The sequence below is a fragment of the Xylella taiwanensis genome (assembly GCF_013177435.1).
Lineage (GTDB): Bacteria > Pseudomonadota > Gammaproteobacteria > Xanthomonadales > Xanthomonadaceae > Xylella > Xylella taiwanensis.
The window spans coordinates 2,642,129-2,657,872 of record NZ_CP053627.1; the positions used below are offsets into that span (position 1 = coordinate 2,642,129).

Genomic DNA, 15,744 nt, shown 5'->3' on the forward strand with positions numbered 1-15,744 from the left:
CGCAGCGCCTATGGTTCTGAACCATAAACGGTTGCAACCAGTCTGGACGTTGCTGGCGATGCCGCCTTAGCGTCTGGATGTACCATCATTTACGACAGGCAAGGTCGAATGCTGCAATGGTTACCATATGAGACAGACACTGCAATGTCTGTATTTGCATGACGATCACCCAACATGATCATCAAATCATCATGTTGTAACGCTTTGTTATCAGAGTCGTTCGCTATGCATGCCAATCCAAGCATGTGTTTATCGATTCATCCTACGGCGGCTTCGGGGAAGGCTTCTATGGAAAATGCTTCAACGCACGACATGGTCAGCCTGGATCCTTGCCAATGCGGCGGCATAGCACGACTGCAGCATGTCGAAGCGATCCACGTCGATGCCAAGATCATGCACCAGACCATTGCACAAGCTATAAACCCAGCCGTGTATAGTCAGCGGCTGCGTACGATTCCACGCATCACGCACAACGCTAGTCCGGCATACATTCACCACTTGCTCAAGCACATTCAGCTCACACAAACGTGCATGCTGCATCGGAAGTGCACCGACCGCATCCAAGTAGGGATTGTGCTTTTCGGCCACGTCGGTGACGTGGCGGATCCAGTTATCGACCAGGCCCAAGCGCGCTTGAGTCAGACTGGCAAGTACACCACCACAACCATAGTGACCAACCACTAATATGTGCTTGACCTTGAGTACATCGATTGCGAACTGGATCACCGACAGGCAGTTCAGGTCGGTGTGTACCACCACGTTAGCGATATTGCGGTGTACAAATACCTCACCTGGCGCCATATCGATAATCTGGTTCGCCGGTACACGCGAATCTGAACAGCCAATCCAGAGATACTCAGGAGACTGTTGCTTGGACAAACGGGAAAAGAACTCCGGGTCCTCATGGTTAATACGATGAGACCAATTGCGGTTGTTCTGAAGCAGATGGTCAAGTGAATGCATCTTAAGTATTGATCCCAAAGGTTTTAAGAGCCGCTAAGAAACATGACGAAAGCTGCCGGACATGAATGATAGTGACTGCCGATAACAACAGGCAAAGGGGATATCTTGGCATCGACATCTCCTCCTTCAAGACACGTTGTATTGGTCTATCCAAGAACACTTGAAAAATACGTGATTCAGTCACTGAATTCAGGATGCAGCAGCGTCCCATTACAACAAAACCAACAGCAGTACAAATACGCTGTTGCAACACTTTTCACGTCTGCTTCTAGTGTCGGAATCTTTTTCATTACAATTGGATACGAAATATTCCTGTTGAGCATTGAACCAGTTCCAGTGATTCATCAAAGCAAGCTCAAGCAGCATCCATTCTAGGGGTCATGGCACCGTCAGGCCGTAGGGATGTGAAAACCTCGAAGAAAACAAACGTTTAATGCCATTTGAGGAAGCCTTCCAGGCACGTGACATCAACCTGTTGAAGAGACGGACACATTGAAGATGCATCCACAGACGGCCACACCGCGATCGCACTGCGGCAATGCATGCGTGGACACTTTACCGCTGGGATGCATCTTCACGTTATGGTGACCATTTTCTCGTCATGTGTTTTAAACACGCACCGGCTCCACTGGTCCATGCCCCAGCAACACATTCACCACCAAAATACAAGACAAAGTATAAAAAAGGGCAATATATAGGGATATTTGGATGAGATCACTTAGAGCGTCAAGTCAGTGGTGCGATCGGCTGATTGCGCTCAGAAATCACACGCTCCAATTCCCGGGCAAATTGCGCTGCGATCACTCGCTTACTGAAACGTGCTTGTACAAAACCCGGCGCCGCTGCCGCCATCGCAGCGCGGCGTTGCGGATCACAGCATGCCAGGATCGCGTGCCGCCACGCATGAACATCCCCGGCCGGCAGCAGCATCCCGGTCGTGCCGTCCTGCAATGTCTCCGAAGCCCCGCCAACGTCACTGACAAGGACAGGCACACCGGATGCCTGTGCCTCTACGGAGACACGTCCGAACGTCTCCGGCGACAAAGAAGGCATCGCCAGCATCGCCAACGCCTGGAAATAACCTGCCGGATCAGTCACCCAGTCCAACATACGCTGCTGCGACGCAAACCGGCTGCCGGCAACGGTGGCTGCTAAGCGCAGCGCGTGCACGCCAGTGCCCAGCCATAAGCAGCGCAAGCACGGTTCCTCCTGCATGGCCAGCTCCATCGCTTCGGCAAGTACGAACACTCCCTTACCTTCGTGGATCCGTCCGAAGCAACCCACCACGATGGCTTCCTCATCCCAACCCAGCTCGTGCAGCATTCTCCTACGCAACGTCGGATCCGGACGAAACGCGTCAGTATCCACCGGGTTATACAACACCTGCACCCGTTCTGGCGGCATGCCTTCAGCCAGATAGTGGCGGTGCGCGTAGTCCGAGACTGCGAAGAACCGATCGGCCAAGCGCGGCACCCAATAGGTTGAGAAACGGTTCATCGGCGGCAAGCGATGCCGGAACAGCACCACCGGCAAGCGGTAAAGGCGACCCATCAACAACAAAGGCCAGTATTCTTTACCAAAATCGCCCACCAACACGTCAGGATGGATCACACGCAGCGCGCGCTCGATCGCTACGTAGCCACGCCAATCCATGACGTTACGGAACTTGGCAGGGAACAGCCTGATAGGACTATGTTCCAACTGACGTGCAATCAATCCGTCCGGATGGACCAACGCAGCAATCTCGTGATTGGTCTCAGCCATCGCGCGCGCCAATCCGACGAAATGACTCTCGGCCCCCCCCCCTCCACGCGAGGTACCCACGAACAATAGCTTCATCCCCGACGATCCTCATAGCCGGTCAATGTACGTAACGCAAACTGAGGGAGCGTGTGACGGTACGACACGGGCACACGCGGCAATGTCAACAGATGTTGGCCGGGAAATACGCGGCCACGCCGTGTCGTAGTCGCCGCAGCATAGCCCGCATTGCACACTGCATCGACCACCGGCGGCGTCAAATCACCGTATGGATAACAGAACTGGGTAACCGGTGCACCGATACACTGCTCCAAATCGTCCCGGCAACCGGCGATCTCCTGGTGCAATTGCGCTGCGGTGCAGTCACTGAGACGGGGATGGCTACGTGTATGCGCCCCGACCTCCATCCCAGAGGTATGCCATTGGCGGACCTGTGCGGGACTCATTAGCGGCTTACGCACTTTAAGCAGTTCCGCATCCCAGGTGTTGAAACGAGCGAGACTGCCGCTGACAACGTAGCAGGTTGCACTGAAACCGTGCTCCTGGAGCACCGGAAGCGCCGCCTGCAGGTTATCCAGGTAACCATCATCCAAGGTCACCACCATGACCTTGCCTGAGCACTCACCGCGCAGATACGGCATTGCCGCAGACATCGACAGACAGGTATAGCCCAGGCGCCGCAGCAACCACATCTGGTGCGCGAATGCCGCCGGTGTCACATACAATCCGCGCAGATGTCGCACCTGCTTCGGTACCCTGGCGATGTTGTGATACATCAGAATCGGGATAGCCATCTGAAATTCCAAGCGTCCATATTCAGTCGCCTGCCCAGGATCCATTCTACCCAATGTTTTTCTGGCCTCCCGCACGCTCCTCATGCGTTACCACACAAGTTTTTAATTCGAAGAATAAACGGACGGGTAAAGAGTGGCTCCTGTAATCTGCCCTCTGGAATCTCAAAAGCGCAAGACGCAGCCGACTGTTCGTGTTAGCCACGCTGGCTGACGCCGTTGTCTCCTGACCAGCATCAATATCAATACGTCAATGTAGGCACGTTGCTGCGTCTCGGAGTACAACACGCCTCAAATACAAGCTGACACGATCCGCCGATGAGTTGGCCTGAAATTTGCTTGTTCAGTGCTAATCAGCATTGGAGTTCATGATATGCACGACTTACCAGCGACTATCCTCACCCATCTGGAACAGGAAGCAACCGCGCTGTACAAACTGACCGAACGTCTGATGACCGCGTGTGAAGTGACTTCCACGCCACAAGACGAAACGCAACCCTACTCAAGTATCGAGCCGTGCGAGGCCAATCGCTGACGTTGAATGTCGCTCTGGTTGACCCCTCACGGCGCTGACACCGGCCACTGTGGACCCACGTGCTGCATTGGCACCACCACTATTCTGCTGGCGGATCCCTCCGAGCGCTTGACTCACCCGGCTCGTCCCCGTTGGTGAAACTGCAATAACAATGCATCCTCCTGTGACGTCCTTGCAACTGGCAGCGGCACACAGGATTCCCAATCACTGTCGCCAGCATCCCAGATTGGCACACCACGTCGTTCAGCCCTCCCTGTCAGCAGCCATCGCCCGTGAAATCTTTGAGTCAGCGCCATGATCGAACACCGTCTGATGTGGTCGGTCACCCACACACTGCACTCGGAACACATCAATAACTGCCCCCACCTTTTGCCATTTTTGGTCCCTTACAGCCCTTGATTGACCAGAAAGGTGAGAGAATTGATGCATCAAGGCATGAATCCTGGCAACGGGCAGATCACACAACATACCCTGATCGCATCCGGATGCTATCCAGATAATCCAATTCACACAGCGCACCGGCAATCTTATTTAGGATTTTGTATTGGGAGCGTCTCCAGCAACGTCTGTGAACACCAGCTACAGACTAGCCAGCAATAATGGCCGCTGTATCAGAAATACGCTGCGAAGGCTGAGACTGGGAAACTACACCATCTTGTTTTCTATGTGCTTTGACTCGAATACCAATTAAATTCATGTGCTCATGGTGTTCGGATCCGTCACCACAACCGCAATATCCGCGGAACAATGCCTCAGTTAAGTCCTGTCTTGGCCACCTACTTCAGCACTGACTTCAAGGTGACCATGCCCATACTGATATTCAAGATTGTCCTGGGGACATGGATCCTCTTTGACGGCAGTGAGCTTTCCCATGTACCTCATCCCTACTAAAAGCTGCTGATTGAGGAATGTATGCGAGGAATGCATCACTTTCAAGTGTAGATCTCACTGGGATGTGCAACAACGTACGGAAGGGTCACCAACGTTGATAATCACGCCACAACACCACTCATGCAAAAGTAGTACGTATGGACGCCCAGAACATCATCGCAGCGCGATGGCACATCGCACCAGAGAATGAGTGAAGGAAAACGGCAGACAACACAACAGTGCTGCGGTGCCTGCATAACCTCAACACCATTATGAAATAACAACGATCGACCAAGCCTGATAGGCTTGATTCCCTTTCATATCGCTGCAACCACGGTGATCCAGTTTAAACGTCTGTACAAGCACTATGGTGTAGATGGTCGTAAAGTGACCGCGTTACAGCCTCTCGATCTGGATATCCACACCGGAGAGGTATTCGGCATCATCGGTCATTCCGGGGCAGGCAAATCAACAATGATCCGCCTGATCAACCGCTTAGAAGAACCCAGCGGCGGACATCTGCTGATCAACGGACAAGACATCACCGCACTGGATCGTATCGGTTTGCGCGCGCTGCGTCGCGAGATCGGCATGATCTTTCAGCACTTTAATTTACTGTCTTCGTATACCGTCGCTGGCAACGTGGCTTTCCCGCTAAAACTGCTCGGTATGCCGGATACCGAAAGCAACGCACGCGTGGCTGAACTGTTGACCTGGGTCGGTCTGGAAGCACATAGCCATATTTATCCGGCACAGCTATCGGGAGGACAAAAACAGCGGGTCGGCATCGCTCGTGCGCTGGCCACACGCCCGCAGATCCTGCTATGCGACGAAGTCACCAGCGCACTGGATCCACACACCACTACAGCCGTGTTACAGCTACTGGCACGGATCAACCGCGAACTCGGTTTGACCATCGTGCTGATCACTCACGAGATGGATGTGATCCGCCGCATCTGCGACCGCGTCGCCGTGCTTGATGCCGGGCGCTTGGTTGAAACCGGGCTGGTGACTGATGTCTTCCTGCATCCGCAGCACCCAACGACACGCAGCTTCGTTCTGGAAGCCGAACACATCGACGCAAGCAAGCTGAATGACGATTTTGCCTCAGTCAACGGCCGCATCGTGCGTCTGACCTTCCTCGGAGCTGACACTTACCTGCCACTGTTCGGACGCGTGGCACGAGACACTGGCGTGGACTACAACATCCTGTCAGGCCGTATCGACCGTATTAAAGAAACACCCTACGGTCAACTGACTGTAGCGCTATCTGGCGGCGACCCGGTCGCTGCACAAGCAGCGTTTGCCGCTGCTGGCATACATATTGAGGAACTACGTACATGAATACCGCCATGATCTTGGCTTCAATCACTGTTCCTGGCTTTTTCGTCAACTTAGACGCTGATAAGTGGGGAGACATCGGTCGCGCCACACTGGATACATTGCTCATGGTAGGCGGCGCATTGCCACCAACCTTAGCTATTGGCCTTCCCTTAGGAATAGCACTGTACTTGTGCAATACATCACCACAACACCACCATCCACTGGTGTATCGCATGCTGGCGCTATCCGTGAATCTATTGCGCTCGGTGCCCTTTATCATTTTGATGATTGCGATGATCCCCGTGACCCTGTTGATCATGGGGACCTCGTTGGGCATTCGTGGTGCGATCCTGCCGCTCGTGATCGGTGCAGCACCGTTCTACGCACGCCTCGTCGAAAGCGCGCTGCGCGAGGTTGATCGTGGCGTCGTCGAAGCTGCCCAAGCGATGGGAGCAACCACGTGGCAACTCGTCTGGCGGGTACTGCTACCGGAAGCACGTCCTGGTTTAATTGCCGGCGCCACGATCACCGTAATCACAGTAGTCGGCTTCACCGCAATGGGTGGCGCTATCGGCTCGGGGGGACTGGGTGACGTCGCCTACCGTGAAGGTTATCTGCGCTCGCACACAGACGTCGCGCTGGTCACTGTGGTTGCGCTACTCATGGTGGTGCAACTGATGCAGATGTTCGGTGATTGGTTGGTTGCGCACTACAGCAGGCGCTGAACTTCACTGCACATCGCACATCAAGTATCGCTTACATGCGCTCTGCTACAGTGGAGCGGGCATTTCCAAACATCTTTCATTTAACCGACTCTATGCAATGAAGCATTTCCTACTGTTTACTGCCGCCTTCATCTTGGTCGGCTGTGGTCCTTCTGGCGGCGACCACAATCACCTCAGCATTGCTGCCACCGCGGTGCCACATGCTGAGATCTTGGAATTTGTCAAACCAACGCTGGCCAAGCAGGGCATCCAACTCGACATACATGTGTTCAACGATTACGTGCAACCCAATGACCAAGTGGCTCAGAAACAAATCGATCTCAACTACTTTCAGACCGAGCCTTATTTGCAGGCATACAACCGGAGCCGTAAGACTCATCTGATGGCCGTCGTTGGTGTGCACATCGAGCCATTCGGTGCCTACTCACGCCGCTATACATCACTGAACGCATTGCCGAAAGAAGCCGACGTAGCGATCCCAAATGATCCAAGCAACAACAGCCGTGCGCTCATCCTGCTGCATCAAGCTGGACTGATTAAACTCAAGGACCCTAACAACATGCTGGCCACTCAGCGCGATATCCTCGCCAATCCTAAGCTGTTGAAATTCCGTGAGTTGGATGCAGCAATGCTACCGCGCGTGCTTGACCAGGTCGACTTGGCACTGATCAACACCAATTACGCCCTGGGTGCCGGCTTGAAACCAACTCAAGATGCATTGGTGATCGAAAATAAAGACTCTCCGTATGCGAATTATCTGGTCGCACGTCAAGACAACAAAGACGACCCACGGGTAAAAAAGCTGGCAAAAGCACTGACCAGTCCAGAAGTCAAACGCTTCATCGATAAGAAGTATGGCGGCGCCGTGTTACCCGCGTTCTAGATGAGTCAAAAATTGTCTGCAAAGCACACGTTGCACACAACAAAACGGGCCCTAAGGGCCCGTTTTATTACGCTGTCATTAGATAGCATTACAACTTTCAGAAGCGCGCGCCTAAACTGAAACCGAAAGACCAGGGATCCAGTCTGCGGTTCTGATCGATACCTGAACCTGAAACTAACAAGTTCTTTCCAAAACGCATGTAACGCGTATCGACACGGGTGAACCAAGTTGAATTAATATTCATATCTAAACCGGCTGTGGCGATTGCACCACGGAGGGTAAAATTCCTGTCCGTATAGGTACTAACGTTTGCTCCCTCCGGAGTGAATTTCAACTTAGATTGAGAGTAACCAACACCAACGAACGGACGGAACACGTTTTCCGCTTGACCAAAATGGTACTGCGCACTCAACGCCACCGGTTGTTGACTCAAGTTTCCAACTTTACCCAGTGTTGCTGTCTTTGTGCGGTAATTGAACTTTTTAGCAGCGCCCCAAAGCTCGACTGCCCAGTGATCATCAATGTAGTAGCTAGCGCTGAGCGTTGGTGCAACATCGCCATCAAACTTGATCCCATTCTGCCCGGAACCTTTCTTTGGTTGCAGAATCGTCGCTCCGCCAACCAGTGCCCAGTGCTTACCGGAGGCGTTGTCGCTGGAAGACGCCGTCCCCCACGCAAAGGCTGACGGGGTAAAGGCCAGCATACTCATAGCAGCTAGGCCGATCAGTGAAATTTTACGCATGGTGAAGGTTTCTCCTAGTTCCTCAACTGTTCATTTTCACCCTTGGAATGGGGAAGTGCAACGCTTCCGATCCAAATGATGAATGTTTATCAACCGTGACACTGTACACTGAAATTAATTCAGCAAAAATATCAAAAGCATAATGATACATAACCGGAGCATGTCATCTCGCTAAATTGCTCCCTGAAGCGAATCATTTGCTCCTGCAAAGTTTGCCGCGACGCGATCTTACCGCACCAGATGAATGCAACCCGTCTCGTTATATTGTTGTTACGCGTCACATCCAACAGGGGCCGGCAACCGGCTGGATTCGTGCGCCCCTTTGGCCTACGCAATGTGCAGGCGATACGCTGATGATCATATACAGCCCAACATATACACGGATCTGCATTTCCAGCAACAACCCTTACATGATGGACAACATATACGTACCCGCAGGCCTAATCTGTCTACCCGAGTGAGACAATCGCTATCACCATGTGCTTCCAAGGATACCTGCCACCTGATTCATGCCGACTCCGGTACCGCAACAAGGCATTTCTTTTCATTTGCATGCTGCCAACAGAGACATACATCTGATATCCCTCACCACCTGCGAGCAAGCCATCCAATGAAGTCCACGTCCTAAAAAAGATCGACCATCTGCGTGTCCTCCAAATCCTCGACGCCGCAAGCCAACTGCGACATGTGCAATGATTAAAGCAAAGAGCGTGCTATGCACGCCAAGCAAACACAGCAACATCAGCACAAAGCGCGCACATACATCACATCAAGCGCAGCTCAAGCAGCGATATATGCGCTGCCAGACCTCAACTTACCCAGCATCGGCTGGCGAGCCAAACGCCATGTTGATGATGCATTGAATGGCAGCCTCTATACTGCGATCGATACCACGGATAACCCCATCGAAAACAAGAAACTGCGTTCGACCACCCTAAACCGCTGGCGTCAACGCCAGTACAACCGCCATGACCATCAACAGCGTCTTGCAGCACCCCCTCCTGGGCTGAGCCAGCCGACGCACTGAAGCCAAACTGAGCACCCATACCACTCAACACCGGATGCGCTCACGGAGAACAGCGCAATTTTTTTATAGAAAAGTTTTCCTGGCCGACACCGAACTTAATTTTTGACCTTATTACCCAGCAACACTGGTTGGCGCTGCGCCCTGACCCAGCCACAATAGACATCCCTAATGTTTGTAGCCGGAGCACTGTAATGACCGAAATCAAGGAAGTTTTTGTCCCCGATATCGGTGACTACAGCAACGTCCCAGTGATCGAAGTCCTAGTGGCCGTTGGCGATACCGTCTCCAAGGACCAAAGCCTGATCACCTTGGAATCTGACAAAGCAACCATGGAAGTCCCCTCATCAACCGCCGGTGTGATCAAAGAAATCAAAGTCAAGGTTGGCGATACCTTATCGCAAGGCCATGTCGTTGCATTAATTGAAGTCACCGAAGACGCTGCCGGGTCCACCATACCGATGGCCGCCAGCACGTCAACCACGAGCGCCCCCAGCAAGTCGCCCCTGGTCAGCGGCAACTTAATCGAAGTGTGTGTCCCCGATATTGGCGACTACAACCATGTACCGGTCATAGAGATGCTGGTGACCGTTGGCGATACCGTCTCCAAAGACCAAAGCCTGCTCACATTGGAGTCGGACAAAGCAACCATGGAAGTGCCTTCATCCGTAGCGGGTGTCATCAAACAGGTCAATGTCAAAGTCGGAGACACCTTGTCGCAGGGCGATGTCGTCGCAGTGGTTCAAAGCGGGGAGAGCACCACCCTTGCCCCAGCCCCAAGCCAACCAGTGTTGCCACCCAATTCCAGCCCTGCGCGCGATACAGTCGCCGCACCACCATCCTCGACAAGCACACCAAGCACCCCACCGATCACCTTCGATGCCAACACCGTTCTACCGTCCAAGGTGCCCTATGCCAGCCCTGCAGTACGCCTGCTTGCACGCCATCTGGGCGTAGATCTGAGTCAGATCAAAGGCAGCGAGAAACACGGACGCATTACCCGCGAAGACGTACAAAAATCCGTCAAGACCAGCTTAAGTACTGGTATCCCTGAGAGCAGGACACCTCCCGCTCCAGTCACAGCGAATGGTAGCCTCGCCCTACTGACTTGGCCGAATGTGGATTTCAGCAAATTCGGCGAAATAGAAACCCAATCTTTATCCCGAATCAAAAAAATTTCCGGCGCCAACCTTGCTCGCAATTGGGCCATGATCCCACACGTCACCCAATTCGATCAGGCCGACATCACTGAACTGGAAGCCCTTCGCGTACAAATTAATAAGGAAAATGCCGCATCCAATAAGAACGGGACCAGCATCAAATTGACTGTCCTCGCTTTCCTGATCAAGGCAAGCGCAGCCGCACTGAAGAAATTTCCCACATTCAACGCCTCGCTCGATGCCACTGGCGAAACACTCACACTCAAAAAATACTTCCATATCGGCTTCGCCGCCGATACACCAAACGGGCTCGTCGTCCCGGTGATTCGCAACGTAGACAAAAAGGGTGTGGTAGAGATCGCACAAGAAACCAGCGAACTCGCCAAGAAGGCACGCGACGGCAAGCTCAGTCCAGCAGACATGAGTGGCGGCGGCTTTTCAATCAGCTCATTGGGTGGCATCGGAGGTACCGCATTCACTCCCATTATCAATGCACCCGAAGTGGCGATCCTGGGTGTATCCAAATCGGCAATCCAGCCGATCTGGGATGGCACCCAATTCGTGCCAAAAATGCTGTTGCCACTGTCACTGAGCTACGATCACCGCGTCATCGACGGTGCTTTGGCCGCACACTTCACCACCTACCTGAGCCAAATGCTCGCCGACATGCGGCGTGTACTGCTGTGATCCAGCCCGTGTTATTACCGTACCTGGCCTGCACTTGGCTGCTGTCAACAGAAACGTACCAATGCATGCGCAGTTTAGCCCAGCGTGCAACGCAGCCAATGAATCATCATCAATACACCAGGGAACAGAAAATCACCAAATACCGTGATGCAGTGCCAGCAATGACGCCAAAAGGAATGCCCCCCACATGGCACATGTGTTGATGCTCAAATTTCCAACCCAGGTCCCAACAGAGACCTGCGCAGCAAACAATCCTCAAACAGCCCCCTATCCCTACGGCCGGGCGACAGACTGGAGCACCGTACAGGCCGTGTTGGTCGATGCCACCCTTTCAAGGACACTGTGGCGTGCATGGCGTATCCCATGCTCAGCAGAATGCGTGACAACGATCAACGCCCCAGTCACACGCCCCCTTGAACACCGCTCAAAGTCAACCTCTATGCCAATGGAAGTCGCGGAACAGTAAAGATAAAAAAACACCCCAACGTCATGGAAACACCTCGATATGCTCCTCGAAGCATTCCAAAAGACACTGACCGAAATTACCCACCGAGCAACAGGAGACACACATGGCGGTGATTGAAATCAAGGTTCCCGATATCGGCGATTACAGCAACGTGCCGGTCATCGAAGTACTTGTCACCGTTGGCGACAACGTGGCCAAGAATCAAGGGCTGCTCACACTGGAGTCGGACAAAGCCACCCTGGAAGTGCCGTCAATGAGTCACGGCGTGGTCAAGGAGCTGAAAGTCAACGTCGGCGACATGCTTTCACAAGGCGATGTCATCCTGCTGCTGGACACCGAGGACACAGCTGCTGCCACCTCACCAACCAACACGGTCACGTCGGACAACACGTCACCACCGCCTCCACCACCCCAAACACCAGCTCCCAAGCCAGCATCCGCCGAGCGCAAACATGCCGATATCGAGTGCCACATGGTCGTACTCGGTGCCGGTCCCGGAGGCTATACCGCCGCATTCCGCGCCGCTGACCTCGGCCTGGATACAGTGCTCGTTGAACGCTACCCGAACCTGGGCGGTGTCTGCCTCAATGTCGGCTGCATTCCTTCCAAAGCATTGCTGCACGCCGCGGCCGTCATCGACGAAGTCGCACATGCCAGCACATTTGGCGTCGATTTTGGCAAACCCAAAATCACCCTCGATACACTGCGCGAGCACAAGCAGAACGTGGTCGGCAAGCTGACTGCCGGCTTGGCAGGGATGGCCAAGCAACGCAAGGTACGCACCGTGACCGGCGTAGCAAGCTTCGTCTCGCCAAAGACGCTGGAAATCACCTGTGCGGACGGCAAGACCCAACGGTTGCATTTCGAACAATGCATCATTGCCACTGGTTCACACCCAGTGAAGTTACCGAACTTCCCGTGGGACGACCCTCGCGTGATGGACTCCACTGACGCACTGGAACTGACCGAAGTACCGAAGAAACTACTCGTCGTTGGTGGCGGCATCATCGGTCTGGAAATGGCTACCGTGTACAACGCACTGGGCAGCCAGGTCACCATCGTCGAATTCATGGATCAACTCATGCCCGGCGTCGACAAGGATCTGGTCAAGCCGCTGGCTGACCGTATGAAGCAGCAGGGCATCCAAATACACCTGAAGACCAAAGCGACGCACGTCAAAACCGACAAAAAAGGCATTACCGTATCGTTCGAAGCAGCCACTGAGGGTGAGCAACCGACACTGAAGGCATCGACCTACGATCGAGTCCTGGTTGCCGTCGGACGTACACCCAACGGTAACAACATCGGTGCCGAAAAAGCGGGCGTCAGCGTCACCGAGCGCGGCTTCATCCCGGTCGATCGACAGATGCGCAGCAACGTGCCGCATATCTTTGCAATCGGCGACATCGTCGGTCACCCGATGCTAGCGCACAAGGCCACACACGAAGGCAAACTTGCCGCCGAAGTCGCCGCGGGTGACACCGGACTCGACAAGCGTCGAGAATGGGTCGCACGCGTGATCCCCTCGGTGGCCTATACCAACCCGGAAATCGCCTGGCTTGGTATGACTGAAACCGAAGCGAAGGCTAAAGGCTTGAAGATCGGCGTCGCTAAATTCCCTTGGTCTGCCAGCGGTCGCGCCATCGGTATCGGCCGCACCGAAGGCTTCACCAAACTGCTCTTCGACACAGACACACACCGAATCGTCGGTGGAGCGATCGTCGGCGTGCATGCGGGCGACCTGTTGGCTGAGATCGGATTGGCCATCGAGATGGGTGCCGAAGCCGAGGACATTAGCCATACCATCCACGCACACCCAACGTTGAGCGAATCCATTGGCATGAGCGCCGAAGTCTACGATGGCACCATCACCGACTTGTATCTCCCCAAGAAGCCGGTCTCTTCACCAAAGTGAAGTCAACATGCCCGCCGCCCCACCCAACCAGCCTATCGACATTCAAACAACACCTTCTGGTTCGGCCATCACCGAGCCAGATGGTCGATGTCCGTCTGTACAGCGGGGTGTCATGAAGTAGCGCAAGACATCCCCAAACGGACCACCAGCACGTTAACATCCACAGGCATCTTTATTGGTGGTCCAGTGCACTGGCCTACCCACCCGCGATCATGCTGTTCATCTCTTCTCTTCTTCACGTTACCGTCGAAGACGTGGAAGAAATCGTCAGCCATTTCGGTCGATTGCACTGCTCACACCTGAGACTCACCATCGGACAGCGTCTCAAAGCCGATTGACTCCCCCGATGTGATACCAACATGTTCCAGCAAGTCCCACTTACGTGCGCCCTGTCCTTTTGCTGTGACTGCCAACGATGCCATACCCATCTCCATAGCCTGAGCATCGCTATGGACATTAAAAAACGATTCCCCTCGGCATAGCTAGGAAGAAACAGATCTCATGAACAACTCAAAATAGGTGAGGGAGAATGATCCTTACTCTATGACCGGACAGACGCTGCCCAACCGCCATGAAGATTGAGTACTCAATAGCTTCTAAAATAAATCGATTGATTCATATCAGTATCTAAACTATTCAGAAGCATCAAAAAAGTTCCTGTCATCGTGCAGCATCATACCGCCCCGTAAAAAACAATCCTGTATGCCAAGAAACACCATATCGAATAATTTCGACTTCCTCCGTTTTGTTGCAGCCTATATGGTTTTGTTTAGCCATCAATTGGTGTTAACTGGGAACAGTGGACCTAACATTACGTCTTTTGATCTTGGAAAGCTGGGAGTTGTTATTTTTTTCTCGATCAGCGGATATCTAGTTACTCAAAGCTGGGACCATGATCCATCCATTTGGCGATTTCTGGCAAAACGCATGTTGCGTATTTGGCCCGCATTGATTGTCGTGACCTGCATTACAGTCCTTTTTCTTGGGCCCATTGTTTCGACAGAACCTATCAATCACTATTTTATTAACCATAAGACCTGGGATTATTTCCGCGTATTGAAATTGATCATTCGCTACGAGCTTCCTGGGGTGTTCGTGACGAATCCATTTCCCAATGCAGTCAATGGTTCCTTATGGACACTACCGATAGAATTCCGTTGGTATTTGATATTGATGGCACTTGGCGTCGTTGGCTTACTTCGCAATCGCTTTCTCTTACTGATCGCTGTCACCGCATTGGCTATATTCGTCTTCGTCATCAAAGATGCACAAAATAACCCGGATTGGAAATTACACTTACAACTTGGCGTATTTTTTTGCTATGGAATATGCCTGTATTACTTCCGATCGTTCTTCACTGCACACACAACATCAATATTGCTCGCTCTCAGCATAGTCAGCAGTTTACTTTTCTCTATCGGTCAAAAATATACCGCCTTGTTTTTACTCCTCCCTGCATTGGTGATCCGTTTCGGAATAGCTGCGACACCATTCATCAGACACGCTGGACGCTATGGGGACCTCTCATATGGCGTTTACCTCTATGCGTTCCCAGTACAACAAACCATCATTTTTCTATTTGGGGATCACCTGACCATGTGGAGTGCATTGGCTCTCTCGACCGCCGTCACGATAATATTCGCGCTTCTCTCATGGCATCTGGTTGAGTCCCCAGCGGGGCAATTAAAAAAAAGATACCTTGTCAAATCCAAAGATATTCAACCCCGTCATGAGATTGAAAAAAGCTCGCCATGATCTAAATCCCGAGTGAGTAGCCCCTTTTCGATCTTGCCCCTAAGCATCACGTCGTCCCAGGCGTTTCTCTGAAACTTTCCAGTATCAAGCACTGATGAAGGCAGCTTGGTCCATATTTCAGACAGTGCCTCGGCACACGGCATC

General features: G+C 52.9%; 13 protein-coding genes. 8 read left to right on the plus strand and 5 right to left on the minus strand.

Features of this window, described 5'->3' with window-relative positions:
- Window positions 1-300: 300 nt before the first annotated feature.
- The 3 genes from can to PLS229_RS11145 all read right to left on the minus strand — a co-directional run bounded on the left by can (window position 301) and on the right by PLS229_RS11145 (window position 3,518).
- The gene (gene can / locus PLS229_RS11135) at window positions 301-963 is read right to left on the minus strand and encodes a carbonate dehydratase (RefSeq protein ID WP_038269855.1); all 663 of its coding nucleotides are present in this window, start codon (window positions 961-963) and stop codon (window positions 301-303) included.
- A gap of 726 nt (window positions 964-1,689) precedes the next feature.
- Window positions 1,690-2,802 (minus strand): glycosyltransferase family 4 protein, encoded by a 1,113-nt coding sequence (locus PLS229_RS11140; protein ID WP_038269853.1) that lies wholly within the window; start codon window positions 2,800-2,802, stop codon window positions 1,690-1,692.
- Window positions 2,799-3,518 (minus strand): polysaccharide deacetylase family protein, encoded by a 720-nt coding sequence (locus tag PLS229_RS11145; protein ID WP_038269943.1) that lies wholly within the window; start codon window positions 3,516-3,518, stop codon window positions 2,799-2,801. Before PLS229_RS11145 ends, PLS229_RS11140 begins: the two co-directional genes overlap by 4 nt.
- Window positions 3,519-3,888: 370 nt before the next feature.
- Between PLS229_RS11145 and PLS229_RS11150 the strand changes: the two genes are divergently transcribed.
- The 4 genes from PLS229_RS11150 (at window position 3,889) to PLS229_RS11165 (ending at window position 7,851) form a co-directional block, all read left to right on the plus strand.
- Window positions 3,889-4,050: a hypothetical protein gene (locus PLS229_RS11150; protein ID WP_171898068.1), complete on the plus strand. Its 162-nt coding sequence runs from the start codon at window positions 3,889-3,891 to the stop codon at window positions 4,048-4,050.
- Between the two features lie 1,206 nt (window positions 4,051-5,256).
- Window positions 5,257-6,264, plus strand: a complete 1,008-nt coding sequence (locus PLS229_RS11155) for a methionine ABC transporter ATP-binding protein (RefSeq protein WP_038269940.1) — start codon at window positions 5,257-5,259, stop codon at window positions 6,262-6,264.
- On the plus strand, window positions 6,261-6,968 hold the full coding sequence (locus tag PLS229_RS11160) for a methionine ABC transporter permease (RefSeq protein ID WP_051482234.1): 708 nt from the start codon (window positions 6,261-6,263) through the stop codon (window positions 6,966-6,968). The genes PLS229_RS11155 and PLS229_RS11160 overlap by 4 nt, the downstream gene beginning before the upstream one ends.
- A gap of 97 nt (window positions 6,969-7,065) precedes the next feature.
- Window positions 7,066-7,851: a MetQ/NlpA family ABC transporter substrate-binding protein gene (locus PLS229_RS11165; RefSeq protein ID WP_038269848.1), complete on the plus strand. Its 786-nt coding sequence runs from the start codon at window positions 7,066-7,068 to the stop codon at window positions 7,849-7,851.
- Between the two features lie 97 nt (window positions 7,852-7,948).
- Here PLS229_RS11165 and PLS229_RS11170 read toward each other — a convergent pair whose 3' ends face one another.
- A complete protein-coding gene (locus PLS229_RS11170) occupies window positions 7,949-8,593 on the minus strand; it encodes an OmpW family outer membrane protein (RefSeq protein WP_038269846.1) in 645 nt (214 codons plus the stop codon).
- Window positions 8,594-9,308: 715 nt separating this feature from the next.
- Between PLS229_RS11170 and PLS229_RS11175 the strand changes: the two genes are divergently transcribed.
- The 3 genes from PLS229_RS11175 (at window position 9,309) to lpdA (ending at window position 13,845) form a co-directional block, all read left to right on the plus strand.
- Entirely contained in the window at window positions 9,309-9,620 is a 312-nt protein-coding gene (locus PLS229_RS11175) for a hypothetical protein (RefSeq protein ID WP_038269844.1), read from the plus strand.
- Between the two features lie 191 nt (window positions 9,621-9,811).
- Window positions 9,812-11,464 carry a dihydrolipoyllysine-residue acetyltransferase gene (gene aceF / locus PLS229_RS11180; protein WP_038269842.1) on the plus strand — a complete coding sequence of 551 codons (1,653 nt, stop codon included), beginning with the start codon at window positions 9,812-9,814 and terminating at the stop codon, window positions 11,462-11,464.
- Window positions 11,465-12,033: 569 nt separating this feature from the next.
- Complete coding sequence (gene lpdA / locus PLS229_RS11185; RefSeq protein ID WP_038269840.1) at window positions 12,034-13,845, plus strand: dihydrolipoyl dehydrogenase; 1,812 nt, start codon at window positions 12,034-12,036, stop codon at window positions 13,843-13,845.
- Between the two features lie 293 nt (window positions 13,846-14,138).
- Here the strand turns inward: lpdA and PLS229_RS12510 are convergent, their stop codons facing one another.
- Window positions 14,139-14,267, minus strand: a complete 129-nt coding sequence (locus tag PLS229_RS12510; protein ID WP_267903163.1) for a hypothetical protein — start codon at window positions 14,265-14,267, stop codon at window positions 14,139-14,141.
- 280 nt (window positions 14,268-14,547) lie between these two features.
- Between PLS229_RS12510 and PLS229_RS11190 the strand changes: the two genes are divergently transcribed.
- A complete protein-coding gene (locus PLS229_RS11190) occupies window positions 14,548-15,600 on the plus strand; it encodes an acyltransferase family protein (RefSeq protein WP_051482233.1) in 1,053 nt (350 codons plus the stop codon).
- Window positions 15,601-15,744: the final 144 nt, after the last annotated feature.